The organism is Pseudomonas sp. F9001, assembly GCF_013385435.1.
In the GTDB taxonomy this organism is placed as follows: domain Bacteria; phylum Pseudomonadota; class Gammaproteobacteria; order Pseudomonadales; family Pseudomonadaceae; genus Aquipseudomonas.
On record NZ_JACAPX010000016.1, the window covers coordinates 17,568 to 34,775 of the forward strand.

Annotated in this window: 13 protein-coding genes and 2 pseudogenes; 9 read left to right on the top strand and 6 right to left on the bottom strand. The window is 62.1% G+C overall.

Going from position 1 to position 17,208, the window contains the following annotated elements; all coding sequences use genetic code 11:
- The first annotated feature begins 160 nt into the window (after nucleotides 1–160).
- The gene (locus HX818_RS18450) at nucleotides 161–1,444 is read left to right on the top strand and encodes an MFS transporter (protein WP_087693794.1); all 1,284 of its coding nucleotides are present in this window, start codon (nucleotides 161–163) and stop codon (nucleotides 1,442–1,444) included.
- Nucleotides 1,445–1,549: 105 nt separating this feature from the next.
- On the opposite strand, the gene HX818_RS18455 is transcribed toward HX818_RS18450, so the two are convergent.
- The gene (locus HX818_RS18455; protein WP_177020524.1) at nucleotides 1,550–2,920 is read right to left on the bottom strand and encodes a gluconate:H+ symporter; all 1,371 of its coding nucleotides are present in this window, start codon (nucleotides 2,918–2,920) and stop codon (nucleotides 1,550–1,552) included.
- Between the two features lie 217 nt (nucleotides 2,921–3,137).
- Between HX818_RS18455 and HX818_RS18460 the strand changes: the two genes are divergently transcribed.
- A complete protein-coding gene (locus HX818_RS18460; protein WP_177020525.1) occupies nucleotides 3,138–4,043 on the top strand; it encodes a cation diffusion facilitator family transporter in 906 nt (301 codons plus the stop codon).
- 3 nt (nucleotides 4,044–4,046) lie between these two features.
- Here the strand turns inward: HX818_RS18460 and HX818_RS18465 are convergent, their stop codons facing one another.
- Complete coding sequence (locus HX818_RS18465) at nucleotides 4,047–4,721, bottom strand: heavy metal response regulator transcription factor (protein WP_008437506.1); 675 nt, start codon at nucleotides 4,719–4,721, stop codon at nucleotides 4,047–4,049.
- A gap of 161 nt (nucleotides 4,722–4,882) precedes the next feature.
- Here HX818_RS18465 and HX818_RS18470 point away from each other — a divergent pair, with 161 nt between their 5' ends.
- The 3 genes from HX818_RS18470 to HX818_RS18480 are packed head-to-tail and all read left to right on the top strand — an operon-like array spanning nucleotide 4,883 to nucleotide 10,417.
- Nucleotides 4,883–6,106: a TolC family protein gene (locus tag HX818_RS18470; protein ID WP_177020526.1), complete on the top strand. Its 1,224-nt coding sequence runs from the start codon at nucleotides 4,883–4,885 to the stop codon at nucleotides 6,104–6,106.
- A gap of 18 nt (nucleotides 6,107–6,124) precedes the next feature.
- A complete protein-coding gene (locus HX818_RS18475) occupies nucleotides 6,125–7,237 on the top strand; it encodes an efflux RND transporter periplasmic adaptor subunit (protein ID WP_177020527.1) in 1,113 nt (370 codons plus the stop codon).
- Between the two features lie 18 nt (nucleotides 7,238–7,255).
- Nucleotides 7,256–10,417, top strand: a complete 3,162-nt coding sequence (locus tag HX818_RS18480; RefSeq protein ID WP_177020528.1) for a CusA/CzcA family heavy metal efflux RND transporter — start codon at nucleotides 7,256–7,258, stop codon at nucleotides 10,415–10,417.
- Nucleotides 10,418–10,454: 37 nt separating this feature from the next.
- Here HX818_RS18480 and HX818_RS18485 read toward each other — a convergent pair whose 3' ends face one another.
- The 4 genes from HX818_RS18485 to HX818_RS18500 form a co-directional block, all read right to left on the bottom strand.
- Entirely contained in the window at nucleotides 10,455–11,858 is a 1,404-nt protein-coding gene (locus tag HX818_RS18485) for a heavy metal sensor histidine kinase (RefSeq protein ID WP_177020529.1), read from the bottom strand.
- Nucleotides 11,855–12,529 (bottom strand): heavy metal response regulator transcription factor, encoded by a 675-nt coding sequence (locus tag HX818_RS18490; protein WP_003214417.1) that lies wholly within the window; start codon nucleotides 12,527–12,529, stop codon nucleotides 11,855–11,857. The genes HX818_RS18485 and HX818_RS18490 overlap by 4 nt, the downstream gene beginning before the upstream one ends.
- Nucleotides 12,530–12,748: 219 nt before the next feature.
- Nucleotides 12,749–12,934, bottom strand: coding sequence for a hypothetical protein (locus tag HX818_RS18495; RefSeq protein WP_008437498.1), 186 nt, complete (start codon nucleotides 12,932–12,934; stop codon nucleotides 12,749–12,751).
- 160 nt (nucleotides 12,935–13,094) lie between these two features.
- The gene (locus HX818_RS18500; protein WP_177020530.1) at nucleotides 13,095–14,423 is read right to left on the bottom strand and encodes an OprD family porin; all 1,329 of its coding nucleotides are present in this window, start codon (nucleotides 14,421–14,423) and stop codon (nucleotides 13,095–13,097) included.
- Nucleotides 14,424–14,661: 238 nt separating this feature from the next.
- Between HX818_RS18500 and HX818_RS18505 the strand changes: the two genes are divergently transcribed.
- The 4 genes and pseudogenes from HX818_RS18505 to HX818_RS18515 all read left to right on the top strand — a co-directional run bounded on the left by HX818_RS18505 (nucleotide 14,662) and on the right by HX818_RS18515 (nucleotide 17,047).
- Entirely contained in the window at nucleotides 14,662–14,994 is a 333-nt protein-coding gene (locus tag HX818_RS18505; protein WP_087693789.1) for a DUF2790 domain-containing protein, read from the top strand.
- Nucleotides 14,995–15,193: 199 nt separating this feature from the next.
- Nucleotides 15,194–15,877 (top strand): annotated as a pseudogene (locus tag HX818_RS31515) (PAS domain-containing protein); the annotation flags it as partial.
- 111 nt (nucleotides 15,878–15,988) lie between these two features.
- Nucleotides 15,989–16,417: pseudogene (locus HX818_RS31520) on the top strand (methyl-accepting chemotaxis protein); the annotation flags it as partial.
- Nucleotides 16,418–16,471: 54 nt separating this feature from the next.
- A complete protein-coding gene (locus HX818_RS18515; RefSeq protein ID WP_003214424.1) occupies nucleotides 16,472–17,047 on the top strand; it encodes a flavin reductase family protein in 576 nt (191 codons plus the stop codon).
- The last annotated feature ends 161 nt before the right edge of the window (nucleotides 17,048–17,208 follow it).

The window sequence follows — 17,208 nt, forward strand, 5'->3', positions numbered from 1 at the left end:
GGGGGCGGCAATTTTGCTGCATGTTCCTCTACGGCTATTCATTTGGGAATGTAGTTATCTTCATTGATCAATGAGTAAAGCAAATATATCCGGCGAGATTGCCATCACCGGGCCCAGCTCATAACCTGCAGGCCATTTTGTTTGTCTGCCGAGCTTTTCCATGACTGCCACCTCTTATCCACAGGCGCAGCGTTTCTCCCGCTCCGACTACAAAACCCTGGGCCTGGCCGCCCTGGGCGGGGCCCTGGAAATCTACGACTTCATCATCTTCGTATTTTTCGCGCTCACCCTCAGCCAGCTGTTTTTCCCGCCGGAAATGCCCGAGTGGCTGCGCCTGCTGCAAAGCTTCGGCATCTTTGTCACCGGCTACCTCGCGCGCCCGCTGGGCGGAATCCTGATGGCACACTTCGCCGATCACCTGGGGCGCAAACGGGTGTTCAGCCTGAGCATCCTGATGATGGCGCTGCCGTGCCTGCTGATCGGCATCATGCCCACCTACGCACACATCGGTTATTTCGCACCGTTGATCCTGCTGGCGCTGCGCATCCTCCAGGGTGCGGCAGTGGGCGGGGAAGTGCCCAGCGCCTGGGTGTTTGTCGCCGAACACGCCCCGGACAACCATCGTGGTTATGCCCTGGGCTTCCTCCAGGCCGGGCTGACCTTCGGCTACCTGCTCGGCGCGCTGACGGCGACGCTGCTGGCGCAAGTCTTCACCCCGGCCGAAATCCTCGACTACGCCTGGCGCTTCCCGTTCCTGCTCGGCGGCGTGTTCGGCGTGATCGGTGTCTGGCTGCGGCGCTGGCTCAGCGAAACCCCGGTGTTCCTGCAAATGCAGGCCCGTCGCCAGGCCGGCGCCGAACTGCCGCTGCGTACCGTCCTGCGGGAACATCGCAGCGCGCTGCTGCCGGCGATGATCCTCACCTGCGTGCTCACCTCGGCCGTCGTCGTACTGGTGGTGATCACCCCGACCATGATGCAGAAAACCTTCGGCATGAGCCCCAGCCACACCTTCGCCCTGAGCGCGTTGGGCATCGTGTTCCTGAATATCGGTTGCGTGTTGGCCGGGCTGCTGGTGGACCGCATCGGCGCCTGGCGTGCGGTGTTGGTCTATAGCCTGCTTCTGCCGGTGGGGATTGCCGTGCTCTATGCGAGCCTGATTGCCGGTGGCGTGTGGCTGGGCGCAGCGTATGCAATTGCCGGCTTGAGTTGCGGGGTGGTGGGCGCGGTGCCGTCGGTGATGGTCAACCTGTTCCCGGCGCAGGTGCGGGTGTCGGGGATTTCCTTCACCTACAACATTGCCTATGCGCTGTGGGCGAGTACCACGCCGCTGATGTTGATCGCGTTGATGCCCACCAGCCCGTGGATCTGCGTGGGGTATTGCGTGGTGATGGGCGCGGTGGGCGCAGTGAGTGCGGCGCATTTTGGCAAGCGCCAACCTACCTGATCGTTCCCACGCTCTGCGTGGGAACGACTCCCTGGACGCTCCGCGTCCGCTTGTGTGACGCGGAGCGTCACGGATGCATTCCCACGCGGAGCGTGGGAACGATCATTACGTCAGGAAGTGCCACATCAGCAGCGTGCCCACCAGGCCCACCACCGACACAATGGTCTGCAACACCGACCACACCCAGATCGTCTGCTTCAGTTGCAAGCCGAAGTATTCGCGCACCATCCAGAAGCCGGCATCGTTGACGTGGCAGAAGAACACCGAGCCGGCACCAATCGCCAGGGCGACCAGTGAGCTTTGCGTCGCCGCCAACCCCGCCATCATCGGCGCGAGGATGCCCGCCGTTGTCGTGGTGGCGACGGTCGCCGACCCCGTGGCCTGACGCAGCGCCACCGCAATCAACCAGGCCAGCATCAGGTACGGCATGTGCGCGCCTTCGGCCACCTTGCTGATGGTCTGGCTCACGCCGGCATCCAGCAGGGTTTGCTTCAACCCGCCACCGGCGCCGATGGTCAGCAGCAGCACCGCGATCGGCGCCAGCGCCTTGCGTAGGGTGTTGCCGACATCGGCCCGCGGCATGCCGCTGGCCCAGCCCAGGCAGATCACCGCCGCAATCACCGCCAGGCCCAGCGCGATCAACGGCTCACCGAGGAACTTCAAGGTCAGTGCCACCGGGCTTTCCGGCGACATGGCAACCTTGGCCAGGGTGCTGCCGAGCATCAGGATCACCGGCAACAGGATGATCAGCAGCGACACACCAAAACTCGGCTGGCGCGGCGCCTTGGGCGGTGCGCTGAACAGCGCGCCAATGTCGGCCGGCTCATCCACGTGCATGCGCTTGGACAGCCAGTTGCCGTACAACGGGCCGGCCAGAATCACGGCCGGTACCGCCAGGCAGAAGCCCAGCAACATGGTCAGGCCCAGGTCGGCGTGCAACGCGCTGACCGCAATCAGCGGCCCCGGATGCGGTGGCATCAAGGCGTGCAGGGTGGTCATCCCCGCCAGCGCCGGAATTGCGATTTTCAGCAGCGGCTGGTTCGAACGCTTGGCCATCACGAAGATGATCGGCACCATCATCACCAGGCCCACTTCGAAGAACAGCGGCAGGCCAATCACCATCGCCACCAGCGCCATCACCCACGGCAATGACTTGCCTTTACCCAACCCCAGCAGGGTGGTGGCGATACGATCGGCAGCGCCGGATTCGGCCATCAACGCGCCGAGCATCGAGCCCAGGGCAATGATGATCCCGGCTTCACCGAGAATCGCCCCGGCGCCTTTGCTGAAGGCCTTGGCCACTTCTTCCGGCGGCAAGCCCGCGCCGACACCGGCGATAAACGTACCGATCAGGATCGACAGGAAGGGCGGCAGCTTGGTCGCGCTGATCAACACAATGATGCTGGCGATGGCCAGTAATACGCAGAACATGAGGCGGGTGTCGTGAACCATCCACGCGGCAGTCGATAACTCCAAAACGGGACTCCTTATCGAACAGGTTGGCTAATATGTTTCTTTTTGTTTCCTGCTCGAAAAGCATACCTGATACAACGGTTCCAGAGCGTTCATGTTCAATTTTGGTGCGCATGGCTTAACACCCAGCTGACGGCGAGATGACAATTTTGCAACTCGTGCCGGTGGTTTTGGCCTATAGCTCTATGATCAACCGGACGACCACCCACGAGGATATTTCATGAGCGCAGGACACAGCCACGCCCAGGTACGCGCCGGCCACGAACGGCTGTTATGGATCGCATTGGCACTGACCGGCAGCTTTATGATCGCCGAGGTGATCGGCGCCTTTATCACCGGCAGCCTGGCGCTGTTGTCCGATGCCGCGCACATGATGACCGACGCCCTGGCGCTAGGGATTTCCCTGGTGGCGATCCAGGTCGCCAAGCGCGCCGCCGACCGCAGGCGCACCTTCGGCTATGCGCGTTTCGAGATCCTGGCGGCAGCGTTTAATGCGCTGCTGCTGTTCGGCGTGGCGTTCTACATCCTGTATGAGGCGTATCAACGCTTGCAGGCGCCCGCCGAGATCCAGTCCACCGGCATGCTGGTGATCGCGGTGCTGGGGCTGGTGGTCAACCTGATTTCCATGCGATTGCTGAGTGCGGCCAGCGGCGAAAGCCTGAATGTGAAGGGCGCTTACCTGGAGGTCTGGAGCGACATGCTCGGCTCCATCGGCGTGATCATCGCGGCGCTGGTGATCATGTACACCGGCTGGGGCTGGGTGGATTCGGTGGTGGCGGCAGCGATTGGCTTCTGGGTGTTGCCCCGCACCTGGACGCTGCTCAAGGAAAGCATGAACGTGCTGCTGCAAGGTGTGCCGGATGGCATTGATATCGACAAGGTGGAGCAGGCGATTCGCGGCGTTCCCGGGGTCAAGGACGTGCACGACCTGCATATCTGGGCCGTCACCAGCGGCAAAAATGTGCTGAGTACTCATCTGGTGGCGGATTCGGCGCAAGGCAGCGAGCAACAGATCCTCAGCCAGGTGACGGAGTTACTGCATGAACAATTCGATATTTCCCACGCCACGATCCAGATCGAGGGCGAAGGTTTTCAGCATGACGAGCATGACGAGGTGCATGCCTGACCGTCACTCACGGTCTTCCAGCACATAACCCACGCCGCGCAAGGTATGGATCAACTTGCGCTCGAACGGGTCATCAATCTTTGCCCGCAGGCGGCGGATCGACACTTCCACCACATTGGTGTCGCAATCAAAGTTCATGTCCCACACGAACGAGATAATTTGCGTGCGCGACAGCACCACGCCGCTCTGGCGCATCAGCAGGTGCAGCAGGGCGAACTCCTTGGTGGTCAGGTCGATGCGCTGCAAACCGCGAAACGCCCGGTGGCGGCCCTGATCCAATTCCAGGTCGGCCACCCGCAACACATCCGGCACCGGCGAATGCACGCTGCGGCGCATCAAGGTGCGCACCCGCGCGAGTAATTCGGGGAACTCAAACGGCTTGACCAGGTAATCATCGGCGCCCAGGTCCAGGCCCTTGATCCGGTCGGCGAGGCGGCCCTGGGCGGTCAGCATCATGATGCGGGTGCTGCTGTTCTGGCGGATGCGTTGCAGCACGTCCCAGCCATCCATCAACGGCAAATTCACGTCGAGCATCACCAGGTCGTAGGCGTGCTGGCGAGACAAATGCAGGCCGTCGGCGCCGGTGGCGGCACAGTCGACGATATAGCCACTTTCGCTCAATCCCTGGTGCAGATAATCGGCGGTTTTAGGTTCGTCTTCGATAACCAGAATACGCATGTCGAGGATCCCGCTGGGCAGTGGAAAAGTTGCCCGGAGCTTAAAGCAAAAGCCCGCGCCAGAGCCGTTGCTAACGGATTTGTAATGTTCTGGCCACTCCTCTGATAAGTACCGAAAGTTACATTGCCCACCTGTTAATTCATGGGCATGGAACTCTTGTTATGCCAACTTTTGTCCGCACGTTTATCGGCGCTTCGGTGCTGTTGCTGATGACGGTCCAGGGCGCAAACGCGCAAACCCTGACCCTCGAATCGGCCCTGCAAACCGCCTTCGCCAACAACCCCGACATGGCCGCTGCGCAGTGGGAAATCGACATCGCCCAAGGCGGTCGCCAGCAGGCCGGTTTGATCCCGAATCCGGTGGCCTCCTGGGACGCCGAAGACACCCGCCGCAACTCGCGCACCACCACCGTAAAACTGAGCCAAACCCTGGAGCTGGGTGGCAAGCGCGGCGCCCGGATTGATGTCGCCACCCGCGCTCAGGAGGCGGCCGCACTCAACCTGGAACAGCGTCGCAACGGGCTGCGTGCGGAGGTCATCGACGGTTACTACGGTGCACTTCGCGCCCAGGAACGCCTCGACCTGGCCCAGCGCTCATTGGCATTGGCCGAGCGCGGCCTGGTGGTGGCCAATGGTCGCGTCACCGCCGGCAAAACGTCCCCGGTGGAAGCCACCCGGGCCCAGGTGCAACTCTCGGAAATCCGCCTGGAATTCAACCGCGCGCAGATGGGCTTGAGCGATGCCTACCGGCGCCTCGCGGCCAGTACTGGCGCGGCCAGCACCGATTTCCAGGCCGTCGCCACCCAAGCCCAGGCCGCCCCGGCATTACCGTCGCCCGCGCAGCTGCTGGCGCGCCTGGAACAGACCGCCGAACTGCGCCTGGCCGAGCTGCAAATCGTCCAGGGCGAAGCGGCCCTGGGCCTGGAAAAAGCCCAGCGCATTCCCGACCTCGACGTGTCCATCGGCAGCCAATACGACGCCAGCGTGCGCGAGCGAGTCAACGTGGTGGGCGTGTCGATGCCGATCCCGCTGTTCAACCGCAACCAGGGCAACGTGCTGGCCGCGAGTCGCCGTGCCGACCAGGCCCGCGACCTGCGCAACGCCGCCGAACTGCGCCTGCGCACCGAAACCCGCCAGGCCCTGGACCTTTGGCAAACCGCGAATACCGAAGTGCGCTCGTTCAACCAACAGATCCTGCCCGCCGCCCAAAGCGCGGTGGACAGCGCCACCCGCGGTTTCGAGATGGGCAAGTTCAACTTCCTCGACGTACTCGACGCCCAGCGCACCTTGATTGCGGCCCGCACCCAATACCTCGCGGCGACCGCCCAGGCCACCGAAGCCTGGGTGCGCATCGAACGGATTTACGGCGACCTCGCCCGGTTTTGATTTTTTCAGGAGCGTTCCATGAACAACAAACACAGGATGGCGCTGGCCGTTGCGCTGATGCTGGCGTGGCCGGCCATCAGCGGTGCGGCAGAGGCGGAAGAAGAAGGCAAGATCGAGCTGACCGAACAGCAGGTCCAGGCCGCCGGTATTCAACTGGCCCCGGCGCAATCCCGGCAGATCAGCACTGTGCTTTCGCTGCCGGGCGAGGTGCGTTTCGACGAAGACCGCACCTCCCACATCGTGCCGCGTGCTGCCGGCGTGGTGGAGTCGGTGAAGGTCAACCTCGGCCAATCGGTGAAGAAGGGCGAGCTGCTCGCGGTGATCGCCAGCCAGCAGATTTCCGATCAGCGCAGTGAACTGGCGGCCAGTGAGCGCCGGGTGGTACTGGCCCGCACCACCTTCCAGCGCGAGCGCCAGTTGTGGCAGGACAAGATCTCCGCCGAACAGGATTACCTGCTGGCGCGCCAGGCGCTGCAAGAGGCCGAAATCGCCCTTAACAATGCCCGGCAAAAGATGAACGCCCTGAGCGGCAGCGCTGTATTGGTCGGCGGCAATCGCTACGAACTGCGGGCGCCGTTCGACGGCGTGGTGGTGGAAAAACACCTGGGTGTCGGCGAGGTGGTGAGCGAGACCAGCAACGCCTTCACCCTGTCGGACCTGTCCCAGGTGTGGGTCACCTTCGGCGTGTTCCCCAAGGATTTGAACAAGGTCCGGGTCGGCAAACCGGTGAAGGTCACGTCCTCGGAAATGGGCACCGAAGTACTTGGCACCGTGGCCTATGTCGGCAACTTGCTGGGGGAGCAGACCCGCACCGCCACCGTACGCGTCACGGTGCCGAACCCCGACGCTTCGTGGCGTCCAGGGCTGTTCGTTTCCGTGCAGGTCGCCACCGACACCTACCCGGCCAAGGTCACCGTCCCTCAGGAGGCGATCCAGACCGTCGAGGACAAACCCTCGGTGTTCGTGCGCACCAGCGACGGCTTCATGACCCGGCATATCGAACTGGGCGTCAGCGAAAACGGTTTCGTCGAAGTGCGCCTGGGCCTCGACGCCGGCGCGCAGGTGGCCACCGTCGGCAGCTTCATCCTCAAGTCCGAGTTGGGCAAGGCCTCGGCCGAGCACGCCCATTGATCCTGCGAGTGATTTCCCATGTTTGAGCGCCTTATCCAATTCGCCATCGAGCAGCGCATCATCGTGCTGCTGGCGGTGCTGTTGATGGCCGGTGTCGGTATCGCCAGCTATCAGAAATTGCCCATCGACGCCGTGCCGGATATCACCAACGTCCAGGTGCAGATCAACTCGGCGGCGGCGGGTTTTTCGCCGCTGGAAACCGAGCAGCGCATCACCTTTCCCATCGAGACCGCCATGGCCGGGCTGCCGGGCTTGCAGCAGACCCGCTCGCTGTCGCGCTCGGGCTTGTCCCAGGTCACGGTGATTTTCAAGGACGGCACCGACCTGTTCTTCGCCCGCCAGCTGGTCAACGAACGCTTGCAGGTGGCTCGCGAGCAACTGCCCGATGGCATCGAAAGCATGATGGGGCCGATCTCCACCGGGCTCGGGGAAATCTTCCTGTGGACCGTGGAGGCGAAAGACGGCGCGCGCAAGGAGGACGGCTCAGCCTATACGCCGACCGACCTGCGGGTGATCCAGGACTGGATCATCAAGCCGCAACTGCGCAACGTGCCGGGGGTGGCCGAGATCAACACCATCGGCGGCTTTGCCAAGGAATACCAGATCGCCCCGGACCCCAAGCGCCTGGCGGCCTACAACCTGACCTTGGGCGACCTGGTCACGGCGCTGGAGCGCAACAACGCCAACGTCGGCGCCGGCTACATCGAGCGCAGCGGCGAGCAATTGCTGATCCGTGCGCCGGGGCAAGTCGCGTCCATCGACGACATTGCCAACATCGTCATCACCACTTCCGACGGTACGCCGATTCGGGTACGCAACGTCGCCCAGGTCGACATTGGCCGCGAGCTGCGTACCGGTGCCGCCACGGAGAATGGCCGCGAAGTGGTGCTGGGCACGGTGTTCATGTTGATCGGCGAAAACAGCCGCACGGTGTCCCAGGCGGTCGCGAAAAAACTCGAAGAGATTAACCGTTCGCTGCCTGAAGGTGTGGTGGCCGTCACCGTCTACGACCGCACCAACCTGGTGGAAAAAGCCATCAGCACCGTGAAGAAAAACCTCTTCGAAGGGGCGCTGCTGGTGGTGGCGGTGCTGTTCCTGTTCCTCGGCAATATCCGCGCTGCGCTGATCACCGCGATGGTGATTCCCCTGGCCATGTTGTTCACCTTTACCGGGATGTTTACCAACAAGGTCAGCGCCAACCTGATGAGCCTCGGCGCGCTGGATTTCGGGATTATCGTCGATGGCGCGGTGGTGATCGTCGAAAACGCCATCCGCCGCCTGGCCCACGCCCAGCAGCGCCACGGGCGATTGCTGACCCGCAGCGAGCGCCTGCATGAAGTGTTTGCGGCGGCCAAGGAAGCGCGGCGCGCGCTGATCTTCGGGCAACTGATCATCATGGTGGTGTACCTGCCGATCTTCGCCCTCACCGGGGTGGCCGGGAAGATGTTCCACCCGATGGCGTTCACCGTGGTGATCGCGCTGCTGGGGGCGATGATTCTGTCCGTGACCTTCGTGCCGGCGGCCATTGCGCTGTTCGTCACCGGCAAGGTCAAGGAAGAGGAAAACCTGGTGATGCGCAGCGCACGCCGTGTCTACGCGCCGGTGCTGGATTGGGTGATGGCGCGCCGGCCGCTGGTGTTCGGCCTGGCGGTGCTGGCCATCGTTGCGTCGGGCCTGGTGGCCAGTCGCATGGGCAGCGAATTTATCCCCAGCCTCAGCGAGGGTGATTTCGCCCAACAAGCGTTGCGGGTGCCGGGCACCAGCCTGACGCAGTCGGTACAGATGCAGCAGCAACTGGAAAAGACCTTGATGGCCGAGGTGCCGGAAATCGAGCGGGTATTCGCCCGCACCGGCACCGCGGAAATCGCCTCCGATCCGATGCCGCCGAACATCTCCGACAGCTACGTGATGCTCAAGCCCAAGGACCAGTGGCCCGCCCCGAAGAAGTCCCGCGAGGTAATCATCGCCGACATCCAGCGCGCCAGTGCGATTGTGCCGGGCAGCGTGTATGAACTGTCGCAACCGATCCAGCTGCGCTTCAACGAACTGATTTCCGGCGTGCGCAGTGACGTGGCGGTGAAGGTGTTTGGTGACGACATGACGGTGCTCAACAAGACCGCCGGGGAAATCGCCGAGACCTTGCAAACCCTCAAGGGCGCCTCGGAAGTGAAGGTGGAACAGACCTCCGGCCTGCCGGTGCTGACCATCAATATCGACCGCGACAAGGCCGCGCGTTTCGGCCTGAACGTAGGCGATGTGCAAGACACGATTGCCGTCGCCGTGGGTGGGCGCCAGGCCGGGACGATGTACGAAGGCGACCGGCGTTTTGATATGGTCGTGCGTTTGTCGGACGCGCTGCGCACCGATATCGAAGGCCTGTCGCGGCTGTTGATTCCGATCCCGGCGCTGGCGAATAACGCGGCGGGGCAGTTGGGTTTTATCGCGCTGTCGGAAGTCGCCAGCCTGGACCTGGTGCTCGGCCCCAACCAGATCAGCCGCGAAAACGGCAAGCGCCTGGTGATCGTCAGCGCCAACGTGCGTGGGCGGGATATCGGCTCGTTTGTCGAGGAAGCCGGGACGGCCATCGACACTCAGGTGAAAATCCCCGCGGGCTACTGGACCACCTGGGGCGGCCAGTTCGAGCAGTTGAAGGAAGCTTCCGAGCGCTTGCGCATCGTGGTGCCCGTGGCGTTGCTGCTGGTGTTCGGGTTGCTGTTCATGATGTTCAACAACCTCAAGGACGGGCTGCTGGTGTTCACCGGGATTCCCTTCGCGTTGACCGGCGGGATCATGGCGCTGTGGCTGCGGGACATTCCGTTGTCGATCTCGGCGGGCGTGGGTTTTATCGCGCTGTCGGGGGTGGCGGTGCTGAACGGGTTGGTGATGATTGCGTTCATTCGCAACCTGCGGGAAGAGGGGCGCTCATTGTCGGTGGCCATCAACGAAGGCGCCCTGACGCGCTTGCGCCCGGTGTTGATGACGGCGTTGGTGGCGTCGCTGGGGTTTATCCCCATGGCCCTGGCCACCGGCACCGGCGCCGAAGTGCAGCGCCCGTTGGCGACGGTGGTGATTGGCGGGATTATTTCGTCGACGCTGCTGACCCTGCTGGTATTGCCGGCGCTGTATCACTGGGCGCACCGGCGTGAAGAACAGGAAGACCGCCCGATGCCTGGCCAATAACCTGTGGTGAGGGAGCAAGCTCCCTCACCACAATGGGTTATTGGCAGATAGCGTTGGTATGAAGGGGAAACACCAACCGAAACACAGTGAAATCTCCGGGCTCGCTGCTGACTTCTGCCCGGCCTTGATGCAGGGTCATGATCGACCGCACGATGGCCAGCCCCAGCCCGGTCCCCCCTTCGGAGCGGGCGCGGCTGCTGTCGACGCGGTAGAAACGCTCGAACAGGTTCGGCAGGTGGTGCGCTTCAATCCCCGGACCCGGGTTGCCCACCGAGAGCGACACCTGCTGCCCGTGGGTTTCCACCTGCAACGACACCGTGGAAGCGTGTGGCGTATGACGGATGGCATTGGACAACAAGTTGGAAATCGCCCGCTGAATCATCAGGCGGTCGCCATGCACCGAGGCATCACCGTGAAGGCTCAGGCTCAGTTGCTTGTCTTCGGCACTCAACGCAAACAGTTCCATCACCCGGCGTGCTTCAGCGGCCAGGGACACGGGCGCAAACGAAACCCGCGCCGCCGGGTGGCTGACCTGTGCCAGGAACAGCATGTCGGAAACGATCCGCGCCAGCCGCTCCATTTCTTCGGTGCTGGATTCCAGCACCGCCTTGTACTCCTCGGGAGGTCGCTCCCGGGACAACGTCACCTGGGCCTTGCCCATCAAGTTGGTCAGTGGCGCGCGCAGCTCGTGGGCCAGGTCATCGGAGAACTGCGACAGCTGCTGCACACCGCCATCCAGGCGTTGCAGCATGAAATTGATGCCCTGCGCCAACTCGCCCAACTCGTTGGGCAAGTTATCCACAGCCAGGCGGTGGGTCAGATCCTGGGTGGTGACCTTGGCCGCGACGCGGCTGAACTGTTGCAGCGGTGCGAGCCCGCGTTGCACCACCCACCACGCGCCGATGCCGATCAGCAGCAACAGCAGCGGCAGGGCGATCACCGTGGAACGCAGGTAAGCACTGAGCAATGCCTGATCGTCCATGCGGTCCAGGGACAGCAGCACCCGCACGCGTTCGCCGCTGGACAGGCGCATCAGGCTGGAGGCGCTGAGCACCTGGTTGCCGTTGCTGTCGTCCCAGTTCAGGTAACCGAGGGTCTGGCGTGGTGCGAAGTCGGTCAGCAACGGTTCCTGTGGCTTGGCACCGACGCTCAGCAGCACCGCTTCATCGGGTGCGGTGCCGACGATGGTCAGGTAGAAATTGTCATGCCCCATCACCAGGTCCATCAGCGAATGCGGGCGGGCTTTTATGTCGCGGGTGTCCAGGCCGAGGGCGAGGCTGTGCTGGATCTGCTCCATCTTGCTTTCCAGGCCCTTGCGCGCCAGTTTCTCAAGCTCGTGGGTCAGCGCCAGGTAGGCCAGTGTTGCGAGCAGCACCACCAGGCCCGCGCCCATCAGGCTCACCGTCAGCCCGAGGCGCATCGACAGGCTGCTGGCTTTCATTGGCGGGCCTCCAGCACATAACCCACGCCGCGAATGGTATGGATCAGCTTGACGTCACTCTGGTCATCGACCTTGGCCCGCAGGCGGCTGATGGAGACCTCCACCACGTTGGTGTCGCAGTCGAAATTCATGTCCCACACCAGGGAAATAATCTGCGTGCGGGTCAGCACTTCGCCGGACTGACGCATCAGCACATGCAGCAGCGCGAACTCCTTGGTGGTCAGGTCAATGCGCCGGGTGCCGCGATAGGCGCGGTGGCGGCGCGGGTCCAGTTCAAGGTCCGACACGCGGAAGACTTCCGGCACCGGTATGTGCTCGCTGCGGCGCAACAGCGTGCGCACCCGGGCCAGCAATTCGGGGAATTCGAAGGGTTTGACCAGGTAATCATCGGCGCCCATGTCCAGGCCCTTGATCTTGTCAGTCAGCCGGCCACGGGCTGTGAGCATCATCACCCGTTGGTTGCTGTCGCGGCGCAGTTGCTCAAGCACTTCCCAGCCGTCCTTGGCCGGCAGGTTTACATCGAGAATCACCAGTTCATAAGCGTGTTGCCCGGCCAGGTGCAGGCCGTCCACGCCGCTGGCGGCGCAGTCGACCACGTAACCGCTTTCGGTCAGGCCCTGCTGCAGGTAGGCGGCGGTTTTTTGCTCGTCCTCAACCACAAGGATACGCATGGGGATTTACCTTTTACTGATAGAGAGAGACTGAAATTCGAATTTTCCGAAGCCTGAAGGCTGAAGTAGCTACAGGGTCAATCAGCCAGTTTGTGACTGGTTGTTGCGTTGCAGAACGGGCGGGCAAAAAAAACGCCCCATCCGGGGCGTTAAAAATTCATCTCTTTCCAAAGGAGCTACACAAAAGCTTCAGAGATGAATGTGCTCGGTGTGCGCCGTTCAGATCGACTGCTTCTGTGCGTCGGCGGGCGCGGTCTCGGCCACGGACTGTTCACCGTGGACCTGTTGCTGTTGCTGGCGGAACTCGGCGAGGAACTGCCGGGAACGGTCGGCGCCGTCGTCGGCGAATGCGAGGGTGGAAGTGGCGCCGAGAAAACTGATCAATAACAGGTGGGATGGCTTCATGACGTGTCTCCAAATAAGGCGTGTGCCGTTAGTTGTGACCAGTATATGAAGCGCAACTTAACGAGAAGGTGAGGCGCATATTACAGTTCTGACAGGCTTCAATTTGTGAACAGATGCTAGTCAACGGCAAATGAATGTAAGCATTTGCCGTTGTGTTCATTTACAGAATTGCCAATGGGTATTCGACAATCAACCGAACTTCTTCCAAGTCCGACTCAAAGGCACTTGAGCGAACGGTCGCCTGGCGCAAACGCAGCGACAGGTCTTTCAAGTTACCGCCCTGCACCACGTACTTCGCCTCGATATCCCGCTCCCAGCGGCGTTGATCGGTCAGCGGGTCGCCGGCCGCGTCACGGCGCATGTACACGCTGTTGGCGTTGCTGTAGTCGGCGCCGGTACCTTTGCCATAGCGGGTCATGAAGGTCAGGCCAGGAATGCCGAAGGCCTGCATGTCGAGGTTATAGGCGAGCATCCACGAGCGTTCCTTGGGCGAGTTGAAGTCGCTGTACTGGATCGAGTTGTTGAGGAAGATCGAGTCCGACATGCGCAGGTAGTCAAAGTCGTCATCGCCGTTGTTGCGCTGGTGCGACAGGGCCAGGCTGTGGGCGCCGACCTTGACCCCAAGCCTGGCGCTCCAGATGTTGTTATCGAACTCGCCAAGGCGTTTCTTGCCCTCGTCCACGGCCTTGTAATAGTTGAAGTCGCCAAACAGCGACACGTCATCGTTCAGCGGGTAGCTGGCGGCGCTGCCGAAGTAGTACTGGTCCCAGGCATCCTTCAGGCGGCTGGTGTACAGGCTGACGCTGAGGTGTTTGTTCACCTGGTAGTCGCCGCCGGCATAGCCGATCCAGGGTGAATCCACCTTGCCCGCATAAAACGTCGCGAAGCCTTTATCCATGCCGCTTTGGGTGGGCTGGCTCATGCCGCTCAAGTGCCCGGCCTGCAAGCTCAAGCCGTCAATGCTGGTGTTTTGCGCGGTGACGCCACGGAAGCTTTCCGGCAACACCCGCGAGTCGCCGAAGGCCACCACCGGGGTCAGCGGGAACACGTCACCGGCCTTGATCACGGTATCCAACAGGCGCACTTTTACCGCGCCGCCGAGCTTGCTGTAGCCGTCCTCGGGGTGGTTGTCGCTGTCTACCGGCAGTACGCCGAACGAGCCCTTGCCGCCGCTGCGACCGGTGCCGGAGTCGAGTTTCAGGCCATACATCGCAAACGCATCGAGGCCGAAACCCACCGGACCCTGAGTGAATCCGGATTCGAACTTGCCGATAAAACCCTGGGCCCAGGCTTCGGAATAGCCATTGCCGGTGGGGCTCGACTGGCCCTTGCGGTCATCGCGGTTGAAGTAGAAGTTGCGGGCCAGCACGTTCAAGGTGCTGCCTTCGATAAACCCTTCGGGTTTTTCTTCCACGGCCATGCCTGACAGCGGGGTGAGCCCCGCCAGGGCGGCAATCATGGAGAGTGAAAATGTGCGGTTAGTGCTCATGTAGCGCTCCTCGGTAGTGGCAGCTATCAGCTTCTTATCGATGGGGCATTCTTGTTGTGATGGTGCCCGGGCAGATAGTTGCAAACACGAGATAACGGCGAGGTGGCGCACAGATTACAATTTTGGAATTTCAATAAAACATAACGGATAAGTAATCTTTCGGTGAACTTTGCGACAGGCTTGGTTAGTTATTCTTGCTCTGAACTTTTAATTCAATAAGTCAGACGAGGACGCCCTCATGAATACCCTGAAAACCACTGTCGCTGCATTGGCCCTGATCGTTTCCGCCGGCGCGATGGCCGAAGGTGGAGGCGACCGCACCTTCGCCCAATTGATGCAAAACAATGAGCAAGCCATGGCCGCCTACGCCGCCAGAAAGGGCAAGCCTGCGCCCGAGGTGCTGGTGTATCGCTACGGCATGAAGCTGGACATTGCCAAGGTGGTGAATGTCACGCCGCCGATCCGCTCGTGCAGCGCGGTGCCGTCACGCATGACCTACGAAGACTCCACCGGCAAGCTCAACACGCTCCACTACCAAGTGATGGGCATCTGCCGTAACAACGGCAGTTGAGGGGCTGAAAAAATATAGTTGGGCAATGGGCTAAAGCTCTCTTAAGAAAATGCCGGCAGCGCCGATGCAGGTCAGATCCCGCCCTCATTTGCCCACCGGTGCCTCCATGTTCAACACCCGTCTCAAGCAGGAGCTGTCTGCTCTTCGCGAAGAATTATCCAGTTTGCAGCAGGTCAAGGAGAGCCTGGAAAGCGAAATGATGGCCCTGACCCTGGATCCCGAAGGGCGCATCGAGTCCGTCAATGCCATCTTCCTTCAAGAGATGGCTTACCAGGCAAGCCAGCTGCAAGGCCGCCTGATCGAGGATCTGGTGCCGGCGCACGTCAAGCACGACACCTTTCAACTGCGCTTCACGAACGCCCTGGTGCGTGGCGAACACTTCGCCGGTTCCGTACGCCTGATGCGCGGCAACGGCAATGAGGCGTGGCTGCGCTCCATCGTGCAACCGGTGCGTGGCAGTGACGGGCGTATCAAGCATATTTCGATGTACTCCAGCGACCTGACCCGCACTATCGAGGCGTCCCGCGAGCACGAAAACCTGATCACCGCGCTGGTGCGTTCCACGGCAGTGATCGAGTTCGACCTCAACGGTAATGTACTGACGGCCAACGACCGTTTCCTCAACGGCATGGGTTACAGCCTGGCGCAGATCCAGGGCAAACATCACCGGATATTCTGTGAGCCGCAGGATGCCGGCAGCGTCGAGTACCAGCAGTTCTGGAAGCGCCTGAACGCCGGTGAATTCGTCGCGGGCCGCTTCAAGCGAGTGGACAGCCACGGGCGGGTGGTGTGGCTGGAGGCTTCGTATAACCCGGTGCTCGACGCCAACGAGCGGCTGTACAAAGTGGTCAAGTTCGCCACGGTGATCACCGACCAGGTCAACCAGGAACAGGCCGTGGCCGACGCGGCCAACATCGCCTACAGCACCTCGCTGCACACCGACAGCAGCGCCCAGCGCGGCACCACCGTGGTCACCCAGGCGGTGGAGGTGATGCGCGACCTGGCCAAGCACATGGAGCAGGCGGGTGAGGGCATTGAAGCGCTGAACGCCCAGTCCCAGGTGATTGGCAGCATCGTCAAGACCATCAGCGGCATCGCCGAGCAGACTAACCTGCTGGCGCTCAACGCCGCCATCGAAGCCGCCCGCGCCGGTGAGCAAGGCCGTGGTTTTGCGGTGGTGGCCGACGAGGTTCGGCAACTGGCGTCGCGTACCAGCAAGGCCACCGAGGAAATCGTCGGCGTGGTGCGCCAGAACCAGGACATGGCCCGCGATGCGGTGGCGCTGATGACCGATGGCCGCCTGCAGGCCGAGCAAGGGCTGGCATTGGCGGCCGAGGCGGGCACAGTGATCGTCGAGATCCAGGACGGCGCCCAGAAAGTGGTCAGCGCCGTAGGGCAATTTGCCAATCAACTGAGCAGCTAGTCACCCGGGCTCATGCTTGAGGTATCGTAGGTTTTTTTTCCGAGCCTTTCGTCCATGAGCCCTAACCATCGCCGTCCCGTCCCGCTGTCCAAGGCCTACCGCTTGCTCAACCACGGCCCGACCGTACTGGTCAGCGCCGCGCACAACGGCCAGCGCAACATCATGGCCGCGGCATGGGCGATGCCGCTGGATTTCGAGCCGCCCAAAGTCGCCGTCGTGCTGGATAAGGCCACCTGGACCCGGCAACTGCTCGAAGGCGCCGGCACTTTCGTGCTCAACGTACCGTGTGCGGCCCAGGCCGATATCGTGCAGACCGTGGGCAACACCACCGGCAGCGAGACCGACAAGTTCGCCGCATATGACTTGCAGACGTTCAGCGGCGAACACACCGAAGCGCCGATGCTTGAAGGCTGCGTGGCGTGGCTGGAATGCCGCTTGCTGCCGGAACCGCATAACCAGCAGACCTACGATCTGTTCCTCGCCGAAGTGGTGGCCGCCCAGGCTGATGAGCGCGTATTCAGCGACGGTCGCTGGCATTTCGAAGGGCAGGATGCGCTGCGTACCTTGCACCATGTGGCGGGCGGGCATTTCCTGACGATTGGTGAGCCGATTGATGGGCGACAGCTTTAAGCCCAGTGCCAATTCTTCCGGTACAGCCTGGTTTTGTGGCGAGGGAGCTTGCTCCCGCTGGAGCGCGAAGCGGTCCCATTGTTTCCTGCCAATACACTTGGTCGGTAGATATACGACTGCTGCGCAGCCGAGCGGGAGCAAGCTCCCTCGCCACAAAGGTT

Coding starts and splice junctions, on each gene's coding strand:
- HX818_RS18450 (WP_087693794.1), top strand. CDS start 161: ATGACTGCCACCTCTTATCCACAGGCGCAGCGTTTCTCCCGCTCCGAC.
- HX818_RS18460 (WP_177020525.1), top strand. CDS start 3,138: ATGAGCGCAGGACACAGCCACGCCCAGGTACGCGCCGGCCACGAACGG.
- HX818_RS18465 (WP_008437506.1), bottom strand. CDS start 4,721: ATGCGTATTCTGGTTATCGAAGACGAACCTAAAACCGCCGATTATCTG.
- HX818_RS18470 (WP_177020526.1), top strand. CDS start 4,883: ATGCCAACTTTTGTCCGCACGTTTATCGGCGCTTCGGTGCTGTTGCTG.
- HX818_RS18475 (WP_177020527.1), top strand. CDS start 6,125: ATGAACAACAAACACAGGATGGCGCTGGCCGTTGCGCTGATGCTGGCG.
- HX818_RS18480 (WP_177020528.1), top strand. CDS start 7,256: ATGTTTGAGCGCCTTATCCAATTCGCCATCGAGCAGCGCATCATCGTG.
- HX818_RS18485 (WP_177020529.1), bottom strand. CDS start 11,858: ATGAAAGCCAGCAGCCTGTCGATGCGCCTCGGGCTGACGGTGAGCCTG.
- HX818_RS18490 (WP_003214417.1), bottom strand. CDS start 12,529: ATGCGTATCCTTGTGGTTGAGGACGAGCAAAAAACCGCCGCCTACCTG.
- HX818_RS18495 (WP_008437498.1), bottom strand. CDS start 12,934: ATGAAGCCATCCCACCTGTTATTGATCAGTTTTCTCGGCGCCACTTCC.
- HX818_RS18500 (WP_177020530.1), bottom strand. CDS start 14,423: ATGAGCACTAACCGCACATTTTCACTCTCCATGATTGCCGCCCTGGCG.
- HX818_RS18505 (WP_087693789.1), top strand. CDS start 14,662: ATGAATACCCTGAAAACCACTGTCGCTGCATTGGCCCTGATCGTTTCC.
- HX818_RS18515 (WP_003214424.1), top strand. CDS start 16,472: ATGAGCCCTAACCATCGCCGTCCCGTCCCGCTGTCCAAGGCCTACCGC.